This is a genomic window from Sphingopyxis jiangsuensis (assembly GCF_016734905.1).
Lineage (GTDB): Bacteria > Pseudomonadota > Alphaproteobacteria > Sphingomonadales > Sphingomonadaceae > Sphingopyxis > Sphingopyxis jiangsuensis.
This window is the reverse complement of record NZ_JAERPO010000004.1, coordinates 46,529-64,687: the sequence shown is the minus strand read 5'-3', so window position 1 is coordinate 64,687 and position 18,159 is coordinate 46,529. Positions and strand designations below refer to the sequence as shown.

14 protein-coding genes are annotated in these 18,159 nt (G+C 61.9%); 3 read left to right on the top strand and 11 right to left on the bottom strand.

The annotated features are described in order from the left end of the window. Positions 1-5: 5 nt before the first annotated feature. The 3 genes from JI743_RS14705 to JI743_RS14695 are packed head-to-tail and all read right to left on the bottom strand — an operon-like array spanning position 6 to position 4,740. Positions 6-1,436, bottom strand: a complete 1,431-nt coding sequence (locus tag JI743_RS14705; RefSeq protein WP_201929287.1) for an aldehyde dehydrogenase family protein — start codon at positions 1,434-1,436, stop codon at positions 6-8. Continuing rightward, positions 1,433-2,266: an alpha/beta fold hydrolase gene (locus JI743_RS14700; RefSeq protein ID WP_201929284.1), complete on the bottom strand. Its 834-nt coding sequence runs from the start codon at positions 2,264-2,266 to the stop codon at positions 1,433-1,435. Before JI743_RS14700 ends, JI743_RS14705 begins: the two co-directional genes overlap by 4 nt. Positions 2,267-2,295: 29 nt before the next feature. Beyond that, positions 2,296-4,740 carry a TonB-dependent receptor gene (locus JI743_RS14695; protein WP_201929281.1) on the bottom strand — a complete coding sequence of 815 codons (2,445 nt, stop codon included), beginning with the start codon at positions 4,738-4,740 and terminating at the stop codon, positions 2,296-2,298. A gap of 257 nt (positions 4,741-4,997) precedes the next feature. On the opposite strand from JI743_RS14695, the gene JI743_RS14690 reads away from it, so the two are divergent. The 3 genes from JI743_RS14690 to JI743_RS14685 are packed head-to-tail and all read left to right on the top strand — an operon-like array spanning position 4,998 to position 8,211. Beyond that, entirely contained in the window at positions 4,998-6,620 is a 1,623-nt protein-coding gene (locus JI743_RS14690; RefSeq protein WP_201929279.1) for an AMP-binding protein, read from the top strand. Between the two features lie 3 nt (positions 6,621-6,623). Then, positions 6,624-7,265, top strand: coding sequence for a 2-hydroxychromene-2-carboxylate isomerase (locus JI743_RS15240; protein ID WP_330902975.1), 642 nt, complete (start codon positions 6,624-6,626; stop codon positions 7,263-7,265). After that, the gene (locus JI743_RS14685; RefSeq protein WP_236660062.1) at positions 7,147-8,211 is read left to right on the top strand and encodes an SDR family oxidoreductase; all 1,065 of its coding nucleotides are present in this window, start codon (positions 7,147-7,149) and stop codon (positions 8,209-8,211) included. Before JI743_RS15240 ends, JI743_RS14685 begins: the two co-directional genes overlap by 119 nt. 28 nt (positions 8,212-8,239) lie before the next feature. Here JI743_RS14685 and JI743_RS14680 read toward each other — a convergent pair whose 3' ends face one another. The 8 genes from JI743_RS14680 to JI743_RS14645 form a co-directional block, all read right to left on the bottom strand. Beyond that, complete coding sequence (locus tag JI743_RS14680; protein ID WP_236660044.1) at positions 8,240-9,163, bottom strand: LysR family transcriptional regulator; 924 nt, start codon at positions 9,161-9,163, stop codon at positions 8,240-8,242. An 84-nt stretch (positions 9,164-9,247) separates the two neighbouring features. Then, entirely contained in the window at positions 9,248-9,655 is a 408-nt protein-coding gene (locus tag JI743_RS14675; RefSeq protein WP_201929274.1) for a RidA family protein, read from the bottom strand. Positions 9,656-9,757: 102 nt separating this feature from the next. After that, on the bottom strand, positions 9,758-11,539 hold the full coding sequence (locus JI743_RS14670) for an enoyl-CoA hydratase-related protein (RefSeq protein ID WP_201929272.1): 1,782 nt from the start codon (positions 11,537-11,539) through the stop codon (positions 9,758-9,760). 17 nt (positions 11,540-11,556) lie between these two features. Further along, entirely contained in the window at positions 11,557-13,287 is a 1,731-nt protein-coding gene (locus JI743_RS14665) for an acyl-CoA dehydrogenase family protein (protein ID WP_201929270.1), read from the bottom strand. 111 nt (positions 13,288-13,398) lie between these two features. Continuing rightward, positions 13,399-14,886, bottom strand: coding sequence for a phenylacetate--CoA ligase family protein (locus JI743_RS14660; protein ID WP_201929268.1), 1,488 nt, complete (start codon positions 14,884-14,886; stop codon positions 13,399-13,401). Continuing rightward, positions 14,786-15,541: an enoyl-CoA hydratase/isomerase family protein gene (locus tag JI743_RS14655; RefSeq protein ID WP_269090323.1), complete on the bottom strand. Its 756-nt coding sequence runs from the start codon at positions 15,539-15,541 to the stop codon at positions 14,786-14,788. The genes JI743_RS14660 and JI743_RS14655 overlap by 101 nt, the downstream gene beginning before the upstream one ends. Further along, positions 15,541-15,873, bottom strand: coding sequence for a DUF3088 family protein (locus tag JI743_RS15385; protein WP_201929264.1), 333 nt, complete (start codon positions 15,871-15,873; stop codon positions 15,541-15,543). Before JI743_RS15385 ends, JI743_RS14655 begins: the two co-directional genes overlap by 1 nt. An 11-nt stretch (positions 15,874-15,884) precedes the next feature. After that, complete coding sequence (locus JI743_RS14645; RefSeq protein WP_201929262.1) at positions 15,885-18,122, bottom strand: TonB-dependent receptor; 2,238 nt, start codon at positions 18,120-18,122, stop codon at positions 15,885-15,887. Between the last annotated feature and the right edge of the window lie 37 nt (positions 18,123-18,159).

Below are 18,159 nucleotides of genomic sequence, written 5' to 3'. Positions count from 1 at the left end.
TCTCCTCAGACTGCCGACGCAAGCTTGCGGCTTGTAATCGTCTGGCTGTTGGTAAACTCGAGCAGTCCCGCCATGCCATGTTCAACGCCGACCCCCGATTGCTTGTGGCCCCCGAATGGCGCGTTCGGCAGGAAGGCAAACATCTCGTTGATCCAGACCGTTCCGGTTTCGAGCCGCGCGCCGATTGCGCGCGCCTGATCGAGGTCGTTCGACCATATCGAGCCGCCGAGTCCTGTCTCGCTGTCGTTGGCGCGCCGGAGGACATCGTCGATGTCGTCATATTTAAGCAGCGGGAGGACGGGGCCGAAGGCCTCCTCGGTCACAACGCGCGAATTCTCTGGCGGGTTGTCGACGATCGATATGGGAATGAAGTAACCTGGCCCCTCCGGAACCTCCCCACCGATCAGGAATTTTTGACCCGCGGCACGCGCATCGTCGAGCAGCTGCTTTACCTTCTCATACTGCATGCCGTTCTGGACCGGCCCGAGGTCGACCCCTTGCTGGGCTCCATCGCCAAGCGCGACCGTCTTTGCATGTTCGACCAGCTCATGGGCGACTGCATCATAGATGTCGGCGTGAATATAGAGCCGTTTTATCGCGACGCACACCTGCGCACTGTTGAAAAAAGCGCCCCAGAAGAGCTGCGGCGCGATCGTCTTGGGGTCGACATCGGGAAGAACGATAGCGGCGTCGTTGCCGCCAAGTTCCAATGTGACGCGCTTCAGCGTCTGTGCGGCGCTTTCCATCACGCGTTTGCCGGTCGCGGTCGATCCGGTGAAAGACACTTTGCCGATGTCGGGATGCGCAGTGATCCATTGTCCAAGATCATTGCCGCCCGACACGATGTTGAGCACTCCGGCAGGGAGGACGTCGCGGAGCAGTTCGCCCAGCTTCAGCGTCGAGAGCGGCGTATAGGGCGACGGCTTGAGGACCACCGTGTTGCCCGCGAGCAACGCGGGCGCCATCTTCCAGATCGCCATCAACAACGGCGCATTCCACGGCGTGATTGCGCCGACGACTCCGATGGGCCGGTGATGGATTTCGACGCGGCGTGTGTCGTTATCTTCCACCAGCTCGACTGGCAGCGTGAAGCCCGCCACCGCCTGGCACCATTGCGCACAGACATCGATTTCCCATTCCGCGCCGCCGAGAGGCCTTCCCTGCTCGGCGGTAAACAGGCGTGCCATCGCGGACTTGTGCCGAAGCATGTGGTCGGCGATCGCGGCGATCATCGCCTGTCGTTCGCCGATCGGCCGCGCCGACCAAGCCGGAAAAGCGTTCTTAGCCGCGGTCACGGCGGCATCAAGTTGCGCGCGGCTTGCGTCGGGAGCATGGCCGATTACCTCTTCGGTCGCCGGATTGACGACCGCGATCCCCGCGTCACTGACGACAGCTTTGCCGTCGATGGTCATGCTATAATTGTCGTCGAAGATCATGCCTGCTTCTCCTGTTCGACCGCCGCCATGAAAGCCAGCATTTCGGGGATGACGACCGAGGGTGCCTCGAGAATCGGACTATGCCCCACGCCCCTGAGGGGCACGAGCCGCGCCCCGCGAATTCCCTCCACGACTTCGCGGCTCCATTCGATCGGCCGCGCGATATCGTCTTCGCTCGCAAAGACGAGCGCCGGGACGGTAACGCTCGGCAGAAGGCCGGCCGCATCGGTCCTTTCCAAGACGCCGTACATGGCGGGCCACGCCGATCGCGGCAGAAGACCTATGCGCATGCGCCAATGCGCGAGCATCGCCTGGGCTTCCACTTTGGCGCGCGTCGTCGCGCCAAACATGATCGCCATCATCATTTCGAGATCGTCGCCCGCAAAGCCGTCCTCGCGGGTCCGGTCGAGCAGCCCGCGAAAGTTCGCCATCTGCTCGGGGGGTTCGCTGCGCACCGACGACCCCATCATGACGACCGAGCGGAACAGCTCGGGACGCTGCGCGAGCATGCGCACCGCAACGTCGCCGCCCATCGACGCCGCCGCCAGATGTACGGGCGGAAGCCTCATCGCTTCGACCAGCGCGATCATGTCGGCGGCGCAGCACTCCATTGAGACGGTGGCTTGGGTAGCGGGAGCGCTGCTCCCCTGTCCCCGAAAATCAGGCCGCACGACCCGGAAGCGGCCAGCCGCTGCCGGAACCAGGTCGTCGAACATCCGCCCGTCGAGGAAGAGCGAGTGAAGGCATAGGATCGGCGTCAAGTCCGTCTCGCCCGTATCCTCGACCCACAGGACCGTATCTCGGATCGGAATACCTTGTCGGATCGTCATGCCGCGTCGTCCTTCCCGGTGTCTTGCCGTCAGAAATCGTAGCTGAAGGTCACGCCATATTCGGCAGGCCGCCCTGTGTAGCGCACGATGGTGTCGAACGCGCGCAGGCTGTTGGTCCAGTAATGCGTGTCGGTCACATTCTTGCCCCAGACCATGAGCTTCCAGCCGGCGCCGGGCGATGTCAGCCCGGCCCGAAGGTCGAGGGTGGTATAGCCTTTGATCGTGGCATCGAGCTTGTCCTGCCCGCCGAGCTGCGGCGAGCCATAGCTCTTCGTCTGACTGCGTACACCCGCACCGAGGAAGGCATCGACGCTGCCGCTGACCGGAAACGCATAGTCGATGCTTGCTGACGCCGCAAACTTGGGCGCAAACGGCAGGTCGGCGCCTTCAAAGGAGGCAAATACGGGAAAAAGCAGGCCGCCCACATTTTGTGTGCCAACGATGCCGTCGAAGCGCTTGATCCGCGTGTTGAGATAGGTCCCGGCAAGACGCAGCGTCAGTCCGCGCGCTGGCTCCGCGGCCAGGTCGAACTCGGCGCCATAGATGCGCGATTTGGGAATGCTGACCAGCTGTTCGAGCGCCCCGAACAGCGGATCGACCGTTTTCCCGCGCGTTTGCTTGTTCGCATAGTCGTAATAGAAGGCAGCGCCGTTGAAGACGATGCGGCTACCGTCGAAGCTGGATTTGAAGCCGACTTCATATGCGGTCAGCTTTTCCTGCGGAACCGGATAGAATTGCGCTTGGCTGGCTGCGTTGACGAGTGGGAAAGCGCCGCCTTTGAAACCGCGCGACATGTTGGCATAGAAAAGCAGATCGTCGTTCGGTTTGAAATCGGCCCCGAGGCTCCAGGGGACGTTATCCTCCTTCAACTTCGCATTATAGGTGCCCGACACGCAGGTGTCGGGGTCGAGCGAAACCGAGTCTCCGGGGGTCACCGGCGTGAAGGTGACAGTGGGGCAAAAAAGCGGGACATAGGCCAGCGGGATCAGCACATTGAAGAACTGGGTCAGGCCGAGCGAGCCGGGGATCGGCTCCACATAACCCGGGGTGTCGTAAACGCGCCCGGCGGTCGTGCGGCTGCTGTCCGTATAACGGATCCCGGCCTTCAAGGTCAGCCGGTCCGTCAGGTCAAATTCGAGGTTCCCGAACGCTGCCCATTGTTCGAACACTTGCCGCGTGTCGAGCGTGTTCGCCGTGAAGCCGTCGCGAAACCCGGTCGAGGCGAAGGGGTAGATGGCGTCGATCCGCTCGTAGCTGAAGGTGCGCTGGTAGTTGCCGCCGATCATCCAGCGAAGCTGCGCCGACGACTCGGCGCTGGCAAGACGCAGCTCCTGGCTGAAATCATTGGCCTTTGCCGGATTGGCTGCCTGATCGAAGGCGGCCAGGTCGGTCCCCGAATAGGATGATGCCTTGCGCTGGCGCAGATCGCTGTAGCCGGTCAGAGACGTGAGCGTGATTGTGTCGCTGACGTCGATATTTGCGGTCAACGACGTTTGATAGAAGCGGTCGTCGCGATAGGGACGGTTATCGGGGCTCCAGTTGGCCGCGCGATTGTTGGCGGGCGCCGCGGGGATCAGCAACAAAGGAAAATCAGGCGGGACAACCTGACCGAAGGTCACCGAACCGACGGGCGCCTGAAGGTCGGCCGGGGTCGTCTGCCGGGCAAGTTGGGGCGCCTGCGGATCCGAGCGATTGAGCCAGCCATTGACGTTGAACAGCACATTCACCGCATCGCTCGGCTGCCAGTCGAGGATCATCCGGCCCGCGACCTCGTCGGTCTTTCCGAGCTTGTCGTCGCGCGTATAGCTATATTGCCATTCGTCGCCCCGACTGAGTTTGACCGCGATACGGCCATTCAACGTGTCGGTGATGGGGCCGCTGGCATAGGCGCCGACGCGCACCATGTTGAATCGACCATAACCAAGCTCGACCCCAGCTTGCATATCGTTTGTCGGCTTGGCTGCGATGAGATTGATAGCACCGCCCGTCGCATTGGTTCCGAACAGGGTCCCTTGCGGCCCTTTCAGCACTTCGATCCGCTCGACGTCGAATGCGGTGAGTGCCCCGAAAGCCGGAATCGCAAGCGGGACCTGGTCGAGGTACAGGGCCACGTCGGGTGCTGCGCTGAGCGTGCTTTCGAAAAAGCCGACGCCGCGCAAGGTGTAGACGGGCGTGCTACTCGGCGAGGGAGTGACGTCGAGACCGGGGACGATCTTCGCAAGATCGGTAATAGCGTTCACCCCGGCGTTTTCCAGGGCCTCATTGCCAAACGCCGTCACGCTGAGGCCGACATCCTGCAGCCGCTGTTCGCGCTTCTGAGCCGTGACGACGATGTCGCCGGCGCGGCTGGCCAGTTCATCCTCGGTTTGTGCGGGCGCGTCCTGCGCAGCGGCAGCGAGGGGGAGCGCGGCTATCAGTATCGCGGATGCAGCAAGGCGCGCACGAGCTTTTTCGCGGCGTCGATGATCGAACATTGTCTTCCCTCCCGGACTTCGAGCGCGTCCCGCCCTATTTGCCTCTCCTTACCACTGATGACCGCTATGTCAATATATGCACATATTTCATATATTGCAATTCGTACAGCCGGTGCATCCCAGGCCACGGGAAACGGAGGCAAAGGGTCGCGATCTATCGAAATTTCATTATTTCGATATAAATCATTATTTGACATTGCCTGTTCCCCATCGCTAGAAATGCGCACTCGTTCGATGCGTTGAGAGGGAGACACATGATGCACGAGATGCTGGCCACCTCGCGCCCGCTTACCGCCTCGTGGTACCCCGCTGACCGCAGCATCCCGCTAATTGAACAGCCCGTCGGCGAGATACTGCTTGCCGCGGCCGACCGTTTTGACGACGCGATCGCACTGATCGACGGACAATCGGCGCCCGGACTGCGGCGCAGCTGGTCATTTCGCGATCTCGCGGCGGACGCGCGTCTCGCAGCACAGGCGCTCCTCGAACATTTCGAGCCGGGCGACCATGTCGCCATCTGGTCAAGCAACCGACCCGAATGGGCGATCGTCGAATATGGCGCGGCTCTAGCGGGACTCGTACTCGTCACGGTCAACCCGGCCTATCTCGCTCATGAACTGACCCACGTCCTTCGCCAGTCCCGGGCGAAAGGCATCATCGTCGAAGACAATTATCGTGGGCGCGACCTTTGCGCGATCGTCGCGCAGGTCCGCACAGATTTGCCCGGCCTCGAGTTTGTCTTGCCATTGTCCGGTTGGGGCGACTTCATGACCACGGATACGGATCGCCAGCTTCCGAAGGTGTTGCCGGAGGCAATCGCCCAGATCCAATATACATCGGGCACGACCGGCTTTCCCAAAGGCGCCTGTTTGAAGCATCGGGGTCTCGCCAACAATGCGCGCCTCTATGCCGAGACGATCGGTGCCCGCGAAGGCGATGTGTGGATTAACGCAATGCCGATGTTCCATACCGCCGGCTGCGGACTCGCGACCCTGGGTGCGCTCCAGACCGGAGGCACCCAGGTCATGGCGCCGGGTTTTGACGCGGACCGGATGCTCGACTTGTTCGAGCATCTGCGCGGCACAATTACGCTTTGCGTCCCGACAATGCTCACCCGGATGCTCGAAGTCCAGGAAAAGGCGCCACGCGACCTGACGACGTGGCGGCTTGTAACATTGGGCGGCGCGCCGGTGCCGCCCGAACTTGTCCGCCGCGCGCAGCGTGTCGCGGGCGTCGAGGTCGGCATCGGCTTCGGGCAGACCGAATCATCGCCCTATCTCACCCACACCCTGCCTGCGGATCCGCATCCGCAGTGGGCCGAGACTATCGGCAGGCCGCTTCCTCAGACCGAGGTTAAGATCATTGATCCCGCAAGCGGCGCGGTGCAACCGATCGGTGTCTCGGGCGAAATCTGCGCGCGGGGTTATTGCATCATGGCGGGCTATCATGATTCCGAGGAAGCGACCAAATCCGCGATTGATGCCGAAGGATGGCTTCACACGGGCGACGTCGGCAGCATGGACGAATATGGATATTGCCGGGTTCTCGGCAGGCTGCGCGACATGATCATTCGAGGCGGTGAAAATGTCTACCCGCGCGAGATCGAGGATGTGCTCATCGCCCACCCCGGGGTCGCCGATGCCGCGGTCGTCGGCATTCCCGACGCCGACTGGGGCGAGACGGTCGCTGCCTGCATCCGCCCGGCCGAAGCCGGGCAGCCGTCACCCGAAGATCTCACCGACTACTGTCGTGCCCGGCTGGCCGGATATAAGGTGCCACGGCGATGGCACTTCATGGAGGTTTTCCCGCAAACGGCGTCGGGAAAAGTTCAAAAATTCGCCTTGCGCGATATCCTCCTCAGCCGCGCGTCCGGCGATTAGCCCGTGCCGATTGAATTCGCAGAGCGCGACGCCGCTGCAAGCGAGCGCGCGATCGACGTCTATTTCGACTTTGTGTCGCCCTATGGGTGGATCGCCGCTGAAAAGATAGGCGAAGTGGCGGCACGCTTCGCCCGGCCGCTCCGCTGGCATCCGATCCTGCTGAAGGTGACGGTGCTCGACGCAATGGGTCTGCCTCCGCCGCTCGAAACACCACTAAAGGGCCCCTATCTCCGGCACGACATCGCCCGGTCACTACGCCATCATGGCCTCCGCCTCACGGATTCCGCTCGCTTCGGCTTCTCCTCGCTCGCGGCGGCGCGGGCGGCAATATGGGCGCGCAGAGCTGCCCCCGACCATCTTCACGCGCTCATTCTAGCCCTGTATCGGGCGCATTGGTCCGGCGGTCGCGACATTTCGCGCGACGACACGGTCCTCGATGTCATCGCAGAGATCGGCCTGCCACGCTCTGGCGCAGCCGAAGCGCTGCAAAGCGACGCGATCAAGAAGGCGCTGGCCGATGAAGTGGCTGCTGCGATATGCGCGGGAGTGTTCGGATCGCCTACCTTCGTCGTCGACGGCGAAACATTCTGGGGCGCCGACCGAATCCCCATGGTCGAGGCGTGGATCGCCAGCGGCGGATGGTAGCCCTCGCGTTCCCTCCTTGCCGTATCACGAGTATCGGGCGGCCGCCGGCCGCAATAGAGGACAGGACATAATGGCTTCGCTCAAAAACAAGACGCTCTTCATCAGCGGCGGCTCGCGCGGTATCGGTCTTGCGATTGCGCTGCGCGCGGCGCGCGACGGCGCAAATGTCGCAATCGCGGCGAAGACGAGTGAACCCCATCCGACGCTTCCGGGCACGATCTATAGTGCCGCGGCGGCGATCCGTGATGCCGGCGGACAAGCCCTGCCGATCCTGTGCGATATCCGAGAGGAAGATCAGGTCGAGCGTGCGGTCGAGGAGGCCGTTCGAACGTTCGGCGGAATCGATATCTGCATCAACAACGCCAGCGCGATCCGGCTGACGGGAATTCTCGACACACCGATGAAACGGTTTGACCTGATGCATGGCGTCAATGGACGGGGAACGTTTCTGGTCACGCAGAAATGCCTTCCGCATCTGCTGAATGCGGACAACCCCCACATCTTGGCCATTTCGCCGCCGCTCCATATGGAAGAGCGCTGGTTCGCACCGCATGTTGCCTACAGCATGGCGAAATATGCAATGAGCCTCGTGATCCTCGGCGTCGCCGGCGAGTATCGCGGCCGGATTGGCGCCAATGCGCTATGGCCGCGAACGGCCATTGCGACCGCGGCCATGGCAGAGTTCAAACCCGCCATCGGGCAGGGAGCGCTGCGTTCGCCCGAAATCATGGCCGACGCCGCGCATATCGTGCTGACCAGCAAGGCCAGCGAAACGACCGGCAATTTCTTTATCGACGACGAACTGCTCGCCGCGCATGGCATCGACGATCTGGCCAGCTATGCGCCGCCGGGCATCGCCGACATCGATATCGTGCCCGACTTCTTCGTCCCCAGCCTGCGCGAATTGCGCGGTCTGCCCGATCCAGATAACCCCTACCACGCCTAAACCCAAGGATTGCACCGCGATCGCGCGCTCAAGTCGCGAGCTTTGCCACCATCATATCGATGAAGTGCCGCACGCGAGGTTCGAGGAAACGCTTTGTCGGATAAACAGTAATGATCTTGACCTCGTCGGTCTCGGCGCCGGGGAGCACATGATGTAGCCGCCCCGCTTCGAGATCGGCTGCAACCAGAAATTCCGGCAGCAGCCCGATCCCGAGCCCGGCAAGAGCGGCGTCGCGAATAGCTTCACCGCTATCGAGACGCAAACGGCTTTGCCCATGCACTTTTGCCCAGGCGGTCGATGCATCGCGCAGACGCCAGCTCTGCTTCCTGGCCCGGCTGCTGAAAAACAGGCAATCGTGGCGAGAAAGCTCGTCAATCGACTTGGGGTTGCCTCGGTGTTCGAGATAAGAAGGCGCAGCGCACAGCAACGCGCGATATTTGGCGACGACACGGCTCACGAGGCGGGTATCGGAGCTCGTGACCCCGATACGAACGGCCAGGTCGAACCCTTCCTCGAACAAATCGGCCACGCGATCGCTGAAGCTGATCTCGACCTGGATGTCGGGCCAGTCAGCCAGAAATTGCTTGAGCAGGGGAAGGACAACGAGACGACCGAACGCGTCGGGCACCGTCAGCCGCAGCAGTCCCTTCGGTTTGCCACCCTGCTGCGCGACGCTGGCTTCGGCATCCTCGATAGCGCTGACAATCTGCAAGCCGCGATCATAAAAAATTCGGCCTTCGTCGGTCAGGCTAAGGGTGCGCGTCGTCCGATTAAGAAGACGAACACCCAGACGGTCCTCGAGCCGGGCAACGGCCTTCCCCGCCGCCGACCGGGTCAGGCCCATCGCCTGCCCTCCGGCCACGAAACTGCCCGCATCGACGATGGCGAGAAATACCAGAATATCGTTCAGATTGGCGCGCAGCACGGCATTCTCCACTTCCACGCCCAACATGGATTGCTCATGCCACCCTAATGCAGCAGCCTTGCGCTTTCGACCCATGATCTTTGGCGAAGGCGAAGGATTTGGCGGCGGATTTCAGTCCGGCACACGCACGGTCATCTCGATCTCGACCTGAAGGTCGGGGCTCGCCAATGCGGCGACACCGACACCCGTGAGGCTCGGCTGTTCACCGTCGAACAGCGCATGAACGTGCGGCCACAGTTCACCCAGCCGGGTTTCATTGAGGTCGACAAGATAGACGCGCACGATCATCAGGTCTTTTGCGGTGGCGCCGATGGCAGCGAGGGCGGCCTTGGCGTTGCGGACGGCCAGCTCCGCTTGCCCTCCAAGCGTCGCAGGCACCGGCCCCCCATCGCGCGTCCACGCGACCTGGCCCGAAATACAGGCGATGCGGCCTGCGTCAGCGATAGAGATTTGCGAATAACCTGCTGCCGCCGCGTCGGGCAGGGCAGGAGGGTTAAGCCGGGTAATCGATGCGCTCATGGTCAATATTTTCCGTTCCGGTAAATGGATGGGGACGGACTCTTAGCGCACCGCGATTGTCGCCCGGCGCGACGGTTTATCGCTTCAGCGTAGAACGTCATTCTACATAGCAGCCTGTCGCTCGATCCGCGTCAGCCCCGCCGTGGCGTCGTACCCTGAGAGTGCGACATTCGCTCGCGCGAGCGTCTCGATCAGCGCTGCCGGCTCGCGGGCCAGCCTCCCCTCGGCATAGAGGCTTCGCAATCGCGCGAGGACGCGGGGAAGACCGATCCGATCGGCCTGAAACATCGGCCCGCCGCGTTCGCGCGGGAATCCCAACACCTCCAGGGCGACAACGTCGATATCGGCAGTGCGCCAAGCGACCTGGTCGTCGATAAGCCGCGCACCCTCGTTGATGAGGTGAAGCAAACAGAGTTCGACGATTTGCGCATCGCTCGCCTGCTGCGGGCGCAAGCTGACGCGAGGGCAGGTTCCGGCCGCGGGCGAGCAAAGGTGGCCTGCCGCAACGGGCCCTTGCGCCATGCCCCATCGCGTAAGCGCTTGTTCTATGCGGTCAGACGAAGTGCCTGACGCCAGCAGCGAGCCGACCGACGCGCCATAACCCTCGATCAGGCGTTCGATAATCGACCCATTACGGTCACCCGACACGATGACCGTCTTGCCCATCGCCTTACCGAGTGCCGCCATCGTCGCCAATGCGGTGGGCGCTGTGTGCTGCGTTCGGATCACCTCCAGCAGCGCCCCGGAGCCCGCACATTGAAATTGGACCTGCTTTGCCGCCGCTTGAGCGTCGCGGCGAATGTGAACATCCTGCTTGCCGGATGATGTCGCGGCACGTCGTGGAAAGGCGGTGACGGCGGCAGTGGTGGAGGCCGGCCCGGCATGCAATCCGTCTGTTTCGTTCACCACAACGACAAGCTCCGGTTTGCCGGGGCCTTCATGAGGATCGCCTTGGAAAACCTCGACCCCCGACGCCCGCATGGCGAGCGCCATTTGCTGCGAAAAGGCGCAGTGCCCCCAAATATGTGCCGCCGCAGGCGGTCTTGCCCTTCGCCCCTTGTCCAGCCCCGGAATATGTTTGGCAGCCCGATATGCGAAAAACGCGTGCCGAAGCCCGCCCGACGCCTCCGACGCCACCAGCCTGTCGAACCATTTCGCCTCCAGTCGCATACCAGCGGAGAAATCCGCCGATATGCCTGCGACACAGTCGAGGATGCGTTCGGGCGCCCGATTGAGACTCGGTCGCAGCGTTTGACGGCGCGCTGTCACCGCAGAAGCAGCATCGCGAGGTGGCGGCAATTCGCACGTCCGGCGCACCGGCGCCTTGCCATCGCGAACAAAGCGGATCGCGGTCTCAACGACATCCTCATCGACGATGGCGTCAATCAGTCCGGCGGCGAGCGCGGCTTCGGCAGTGACCTCTCTTCCCGACAGCATCAATTCGAGCGCGCAATGGGCGCCGATCAAGCGCGGCAATCGCTGCGTCCCGCCCAGCCCTGGCAGCAGCCCGAGACCGACTTCGGGAAGAGCGAAACGCGCGGCCCGCGTTGCGATGCGCCAGTGACCGGCGAGTGCCAGTTCGACACCGCCGCCAAGTGCAGCGCCGCCGATCGCCATTATCACGGGAATGGCGGACCATTCGATGGCCGCGAACAGTTCGCGCAGATCGTCGGAGCAGCTGAGATCGCCAAGATCGGCGCCGCCGCAGAATATGTCGCGGCCGCCGGCAATGACGACCCCGCGGCACTCCGGCGCGGCCTGAGCGGTCGCCAGTGCCGTCGCAAGCGCTGCGGTAACCCCGGTGGCGACCGAGAGTATATTGGCGGGTCCGTTTGCGATGCGCAGCAAATGCACATCGCGCAAATTCTCGATCTCGATGGTCATGAGTCTTTCGCGGCAGATCAAAAGTCGGCGGCGGCGAGGAGCTCGCCCCCTTCGATCGCCGCTGCGATGCCCGCGGCGAGACCGTCGGATTGCGACAGACTCCGGCGAGCGAAAAAGTCGGCGGTGGCAAGCTTGACCTTGAATGTTGTTTCTGCTGCCGCGCCAGCGACAATCCGCGACCACATCCATCCGAGCAACACCAGCGTGAACAGCCGCAGATAATCGACCGCGACCGCACCGGCCATGTTCGCTTGTGCCTCACGAACCTGCGCCGTTGCGCCGCGCAACTGGTCCAACGCGATGCGTGTGCGCTCAGTCACGTACAATTCCGGAGCCGCGCGCAGATCGGCCGCTATTGCCTCGAAAAAGGTGTCGGCGACTGCTCCGTCTTCGAGCGGCAGTTTCCGGGTCACGAGATCCATCGCCTGGATACCATTGGTCCCTTCGTAGATCTGGGCGATGCGGGCGTCGCGAACATATTGCTCCATTCCCCATTCGCGGATGTAGCCGTGACCGCCGAAAATCTGCTGCGCCACGACGGCGCTCTCAAAGCCCATGTCGGTAAGTCCGGCCTTGATGACGGGTGTCAGCAAGGCGGCAACACAGTCAGCGCGGGCGCGTTCGGCAGAATCCGGATGGTGTCGCGCCCGATCGACCTGCAACGCACACCAGCCGACCAGCGCACGCGCGGCCTCGACAAAAGACCGAATCGAAAGCAGCATGCGGCGCACATCAGCATGCTCGATGATTGCCGCAGGCCCCGATGAAGTGCCGGTCGCGCGGCCCTGTCGTCTGTCGCGGGCATAGGCCAATGCCTGCTGGTACGCACCGCCTGCGACGCCCAACCCCTGAACGCCGCACATCAGCCGTTCGGTGTTCATCATCGTGAACATCGCGGCGAGGCCGCGATGCGGCTCGCCAACCAGCCAAGCCGTCGCATCGTCATAGTTCATGAGGCAGGTCGGCTGGGCGTGCATGCCCATCTTCTTTTCCAGAGCGCCAACGGACATCGCATTGCGAATACTGAAATTGCCAGCGGCATCGGGCAGAAACTTCGGAACGAGAAACAGGCTGATCCCCTTGACGCCGTGCGGCGCGCCCGGGAGCCGCGCGAGGACGAGATGGACGATGTTTCCGCCATAGTCATGGTCGCCGGAAGAAATGAAAATCTTCGTGCCGTTGACCTGATAGCTGCCGTCGTTGCGCGGCTCGGCCCGCGTTCTGAGGAGCGAAAGATCGGATCCCGCCGCGCTCTCGGTCAAGGCCATTGCGCCCGTCCATTCCCCTCGCACGAGCGGCGGAAGCCAGCGCGCCTTGAGCTCGGGGTCGGCATGGGCGGCGAGTGCTTCGCAGGCGCCGCGCGTCAGGCTCGGGCACAGCCCGAACGCAAGATTGGTGGCCGAGAGCATCTCGTCGGCCCAAAGTTGCACGACAAGCGGCAGGCCTTGTCCGCCATGCTCCGGATCGGCACTGAGCGCCGGCCACCCTGCCGCGACAAAATCGCGGTACGCCTCGGCGAAACCCGGTGGGGTCTCCACCGCGCCGTCCACCAGCCGGCACCCGAATTCGTCGCCCTCGCGGTTGAGAGGGTGCAGCCGGTCGGCGCACAGCCGGCCCGCTTCTTCGAGCACGGCGACAGCGAGTTCGACGTCGATGTCCCGGCCCAACTCGGCCATGATCTGGTCGAACCCCAGCACCTTTTCGAGGAGAAAGCGATAGTCCGTGGTTGGAGGAACATAGCTGACCAAAACGCACTCCTGACAACATATGCGGCGAAATGCCGACGACGGTCATGGCGTCAGCATGTGCAAAGCTCGGGGCGATCCTCGCGGAAACGGAGGCCGTCCTCGCCGACGGCGCTAGGTGGCCGGTCGGTCGACGGTGCGCACCAGCTTAGCCTTGCCGGTCGCGCCATATTCCATCGAAAATTTGTCGGGTTCGATCAGGTGCACGCGCGCGCGGAACCTCAGCTTGTTCTGGATCGCTCCCTCGAGTTCCTGTGCGAGGCGTGCGTGCGCCTCAGCTGCAACGTGGGGTTTCAGGCACACTTCGACATCGACAGGTGCCTCGACAACCGCAGAGTCGGAATAGCGCAGTAACTGGATCTCACCGCCGACGAGGTCCGAACTCGCCGCGACCACATCGCGAACCGCATTGGGAAAGACGTTGACGCCCTTGACAAGCAGCATGTCGTCGATCCGACCGCGAAATTCGATGCGGGGTCCCGGACGCCCGCACGGGCATGGATCGGTGTAGACCCGGATCAGATCCTTGTCGCGCCAGCGGATCAGCGGCTGACACTCCTTGACCAGCCCGGTGAAGACCACTTCGCCCTCCACCCCGTTTTCGATTGGCAGAGGATTGAGGTCCTGGTCCAATATTTCCATCAACGCATTGTCGTTGCCGAATATATGAATGCCGTTATGCGCCTCGCATGAGAGGCCGAGCGGATTGGTGCAGCCCGTGCCGCCTGACATGTCGTAAATCTCGGCACCGCCGAAACCTGCCGACAACTGATCGCGGATTTCAGGGATACTGCCCCCCGGCTCACCGAAAACGATCAGTTTGCGGATTCCGAATGCCTCAGTGCTCCAGCGGGTCTTTTGGGGAACCGCCTTGATCAGGTGCAGAGCATAGGACGGCGTGCACATCATCATGTCGGCGCGCGTGTCGATCGCAGTCTGAGCGAAGCGCTCGGTCGTGGCGAGGCCGCCGATCGGGATGACACAAAAGCCGAGATTGAGAAGCGCGTCGACAGCGGGGATGCCGACAATCCACATGCTCATGACGCCGGCAAACAGCACACGATCGCCGCGCTTCAATCCGGCGCGGGCCATCATGCGCGCGACATGATCCTGCGACACGGCGCGGTCATTCGCGGTGTAGCCGATATAGGTCGGCGCGCCAGTTGTTCCCGACGAGGCGCTGACCCGGTTAATATCCCGAACGTCGCAGGTCACATGCATCCCGAACGGATGGCCCATCTCCTCGCGTGATCGTTCCTGGCTGACCCTTTCCTCGTCCTTGTCGAAAAAGGGGTAACGGGCAAAATCGTCCCAGCCGCCAAAGCGCAGCGGATCGACACCCGCCGCATCAAACTTTTCACGGTAATAGGGTGAATCCCGGTAGACGCGCACCAGCTGCGTTCGCAGTTTCAAAAGTTGATGGTCGCGCAGGGCGTCGCCAGTGAGATGCTCGAGAGCGGGTTGGTGCAAATGGGCTCGATTCATGGTCACATCAACCTCGCTAAGGAACCGAACGGTCGATCGCTGCCTGACGCAGGCGCGACCGCCGCGCGGCTCCCTCGCGTCGCAATGCAGCGGGGTCCACGCCGCCTCTCGCTTCATAGACAAGCGATTTCACAAGGGCGACGACCGATGTCGGCAATCCGGCAATTTTCTGGGCAAGGGAGGCTGCGGTCGCAGTCACCATGTCATCCTCGACAACCTCGTTGACCAGTCCCGTTTTCTCCGCCCAACCTGAATCTTTCCAGTCGCCGGTCAGCAGCGCTTCGAGAATATGGTTGGCGCCAACGCGCCGCGCCGCAAGCAGCGGAATATCCACGGGAGGAATACCAAGCGCGACCTCGGGCAAGGCAAAGCGCGCCGATCGCCCGCAAATGACGATATCGCTCGCCAGGGCCATGGCCACGCCTTCGCCAACGCAAGCGCCGTTGATCCCGCAAATGATCGGTTTGGTAATCAACCCGGGCTGAAAAAAGTCGAGATCGAGACCGTCCGCATCCACGGCGCCCTTGTTCGCGGCTTCGATCATACCAAGATCTCCGCCGGCACAGAAGGCCGCCCCCTCGCCGAGGATCAAGACCGCGCGGACCTCGTCGTCGGCTTCGTGAGACCGCATCGCCGCATTGAACAGATCGAACATCTCCGGCGTCATCGCGTTGCGCTTGCCCGGACGATTGAGGGTGATACGGCCGACCCCTTCGCTCACGCTGCGAACGACGACCGCTGAGGGGGTCTGTCCACTTGCAGTCAGATCCATCATGGTGCCCGTCGGCCTGCAAGACCTGCGTCCGCGAAGAAAGTCGCAATTGCGTCGGGCCCAGCGAGGAAGCGCCTGCCCTCCGGTGTTGACTCGCACGAAGCGGGCGCCTCCACATCATCCGCGAAGACGAGAACTGGCGCGCCCTGGTAGGCTTCACCAAGCGCTGCCACGAGGTCTGGGCGGGGCCGCGCAAAGGCAATGCGCTTCACAACCACGGCGTCGAGAATTGACGGGTAGTAATGCAGAATGCCCTCAACCATTGCGGATTCGGGACAAAAGATCGGGTCGACGTCTTGCCCTGGCGCAAGGAGATATAATGTTGGTTGCATCGAGATTTATCCTAAAAGCGGAGGGTTGCCTCGACGTTCACTGACCGGCCTTCGGCTGGATAGCCAAGGCTTGTTCCTTGCGGGTAGAGAGCCAGTGCAGCTGGTGCCGTCACGCTCGTAAACGTCACAATGTTGTGGAGATATCGCCGATCGGTCAGATTCTTGCCGAACAACGACAACGAGTAGCGCTCGTCGGATGAGGTCCATGTCGCGCGCGCGTTCAAGAGGGTCACCGCCTTTTGGCGGTTGAGCGGGAAGTTGAACTGGATGAAATCGACCGCTGACCGGTAGTTCAGCGATGAATTGAGCGATATCGTGCTACCGCCAGCGAGGGTTGCAACATATTCGCCGTGAAAACTCGCCGTCCATTTCGGCGATGAGATCATGCGATTGCCCGATGCATCCTTTGGCACATTGTTCAAGCTCGACATGAACCGTCCGTAGCGCGCGTCGAGATACGCCCCTGTAAAACCGAACGTCACGTCTCGGGTCGGGCGTGCCCGCAGCTCTATCTCGATACCCTTGGGGCGCGCCGTGGCTGCATTTTGAATGACGTTCAAACCATTCTGGAATGTCGTCACCTGAAGGTCGGTATAGTCATAAAGGAACGCACTGAGGCTGGCATAAAGCTTTCGATCGAAGGTCTGCCCCTTGATACCCGCTTCATAAGCCCACAGCTGTTCGTTTGCGAATGGCGGCGCAAATGTGCCCAGCGCGACGAGAACATCGGCCTGTCCGGTGCCGCCCGATTTGAAACCCTTTGTCGCGGATGCGTAAATCGTGACGTCGCGGCTGGGCCGATAAGTCAGAAGCGCACGGGGAGAAAAGGCCTCATAGTTCGGTGCATCAAGACGCAGGATTCGCAGGGCTGCCGGTGCCAGGTTTGGCGCATCTAGCCCACCCGCCACGCCGCCGATAAACAAGAACTCCCGACGTATGCGCTTCTCTTCGCGCGAGTAACGGGCACCCATCGTCAATTCCAGTCGATCGGTCAGCTTGACGGTGGCATCAGCGAAAGCAGCATAAGCGCTGGTGCGACTCCTCCCATCGGGCGCGACCAAAGTGGCAGGCGTCGCACCGGTGCCCGAAAACCGGTTGATCGCGAGCTCGCCGTCGACTCGGTCGCGCAAATAATAAGCCCCCAATATCCAGGAGAAACTATCCTGCTCCGCAGACTGCAGTCGAATCTCCTGCGAGAACTGCGTTTGATCTTGATTGGCAAAGGTTTCCGTTACGTCGGCTTCTGTTCCGTCGGTGTTTATCGTGAAGCGCTGCTTTAAACTTCTGACACCTGTAATAGAGACAAGCTCGATGCCTCCAAGGTCCACATTCAACTCGGCTGCAACCCCGTAGGTTTTCGTGTCATTCCTTGCCGGACTGTTATTACGTGTCTGGTGAAAGCCGGAGGGCGTCGATGCTCCGAGCGCTTCCGCTTGACCTGAAGGATCGAGAGGCCGCAGGGTCTGGCTTCCTTGGCGCTGATGAATGAAATCAGCCGTCAGCTTCACTTTGACCTTATCGTAATCGAACGAATCGAGCGTTATGCGAACCGCATCAACATCCGATTTGTCGGATTCATTTGTGCCTCTCGGATCGAGGTCCTTGGTAAATCCATCATCGCGGCGGATGCGCCCGGCAATGCGGGCAGCCCATTTGTCGCCGACAGGGCCACTGAGTGCGCCCTTGATCTCACGGCGGTCAAATGAACCATAGGTTGCGGTTGCATAGCCCTCCACCTCGCGTGTGGGTCGCTTGCTGAGAATGTTGAGCACGCCTGCGGTTGCGTTGCGACCATATAAGGTTCCCTGAGGCCCCCGAACCAGCTCAACCCGTTCCACGTCAAAATAGTCCACAAGCGCGGCCGCGGGTCGCGATAAATTGACGCCGTCAACACTGATCGCAACGCTTCCGTCGACGGAAAAGGAGGCTACCGCAGTGCCTACACCGCGAATGAATATCTGAGCCGCACCCGTCGTTGTATTGAAGGTCACATTCGGGGAGTGCAGGTAGAGATCCGAGATCCCGTTGATATCGGCTTTCTGAAGCGCTTCCCCTGAGAGCGCGCTGATCGACATCGGCGCCGATGCAAGATTTTCTGTCCGCCGTTGGGCGGTAACAACAATATCCTGCAACTCAGTCGTTTCGGTATCGGCTTGCGCGCTGGTGGACAGATCTGCCGCTTCAGCCCGAACTTGCGCACAGATGGCAAGTGCCGCGACCGGTGCGTAGCGGAAAATTCGCATGTTCATGTCCACCCCCTCTTGTTGACGTAAACATGTTATGCTT

What these genes read in the sequence shown, in the direction of transcription:
- JI743_RS14705 (WP_201929287.1), bottom strand. Translation starts at nt 1,436, where the DNA reads ATGATCTTCGACGACAATTATAGCATGACCATCGACGGCAAAGCTGTC.
- JI743_RS14700 (WP_201929284.1), bottom strand. Translation starts at nt 2,266, where the DNA reads ATGACGATCCGACAAGGTATTCCGATCCGAGATACGGTCCTGTGGGTC.
- JI743_RS14695 (WP_201929281.1), bottom strand. Translation starts at nt 4,740, where the DNA reads ATGTTCGATCATCGACGCCGCGAAAAAGCTCGTGCGCGCCTTGCTGCA.
- JI743_RS14690 (WP_201929279.1), top strand. Translation starts at nt 4,998, where the DNA reads ATGCACGAGATGCTGGCCACCTCGCGCCCGCTTACCGCCTCGTGGTAC.
- JI743_RS14680 (WP_236660044.1), bottom strand. Translation starts at nt 9,163, where the DNA reads ATGTTGGGCGTGGAAGTGGAGAATGCCGTGCTGCGCGCCAATCTGAAC.
- JI743_RS14675 (WP_201929274.1), bottom strand. Translation starts at nt 9,655, where the DNA reads ATGAGCGCATCGATTACCCGGCTTAACCCTCCTGCCCTGCCCGACGCG.
- JI743_RS14670 (WP_201929272.1), bottom strand. Translation starts at nt 11,539, where the DNA reads ATGACCATCGAGATCGAGAATTTGCGCGATGTGCATTTGCTGCGCATC.
- JI743_RS14660 (WP_201929268.1), bottom strand. Translation starts at nt 14,886, where the DNA reads ATGAAGCGAGAGGCGGCGTGGACCCCGCTGCATTGCGACGCGAGGGAG.
- JI743_RS14655 (WP_269090323.1), bottom strand. Translation starts at nt 15,541, where the DNA reads ATGGATCTGACTGCAAGTGGACAGACCCCCTCAGCGGTCGTCGTTCGC.
- JI743_RS15385 (WP_201929264.1), bottom strand. Translation starts at nt 15,873, where the DNA reads ATGCAACCAACATTATATCTCCTTGCGCCAGGGCAAGACGTCGACCCG.
- JI743_RS14645 (WP_201929262.1), bottom strand. Translation starts at nt 18,122, where the DNA reads ATGAACATGCGAATTTTCCGCTACGCACCGGTCGCGGCACTTGCCATC.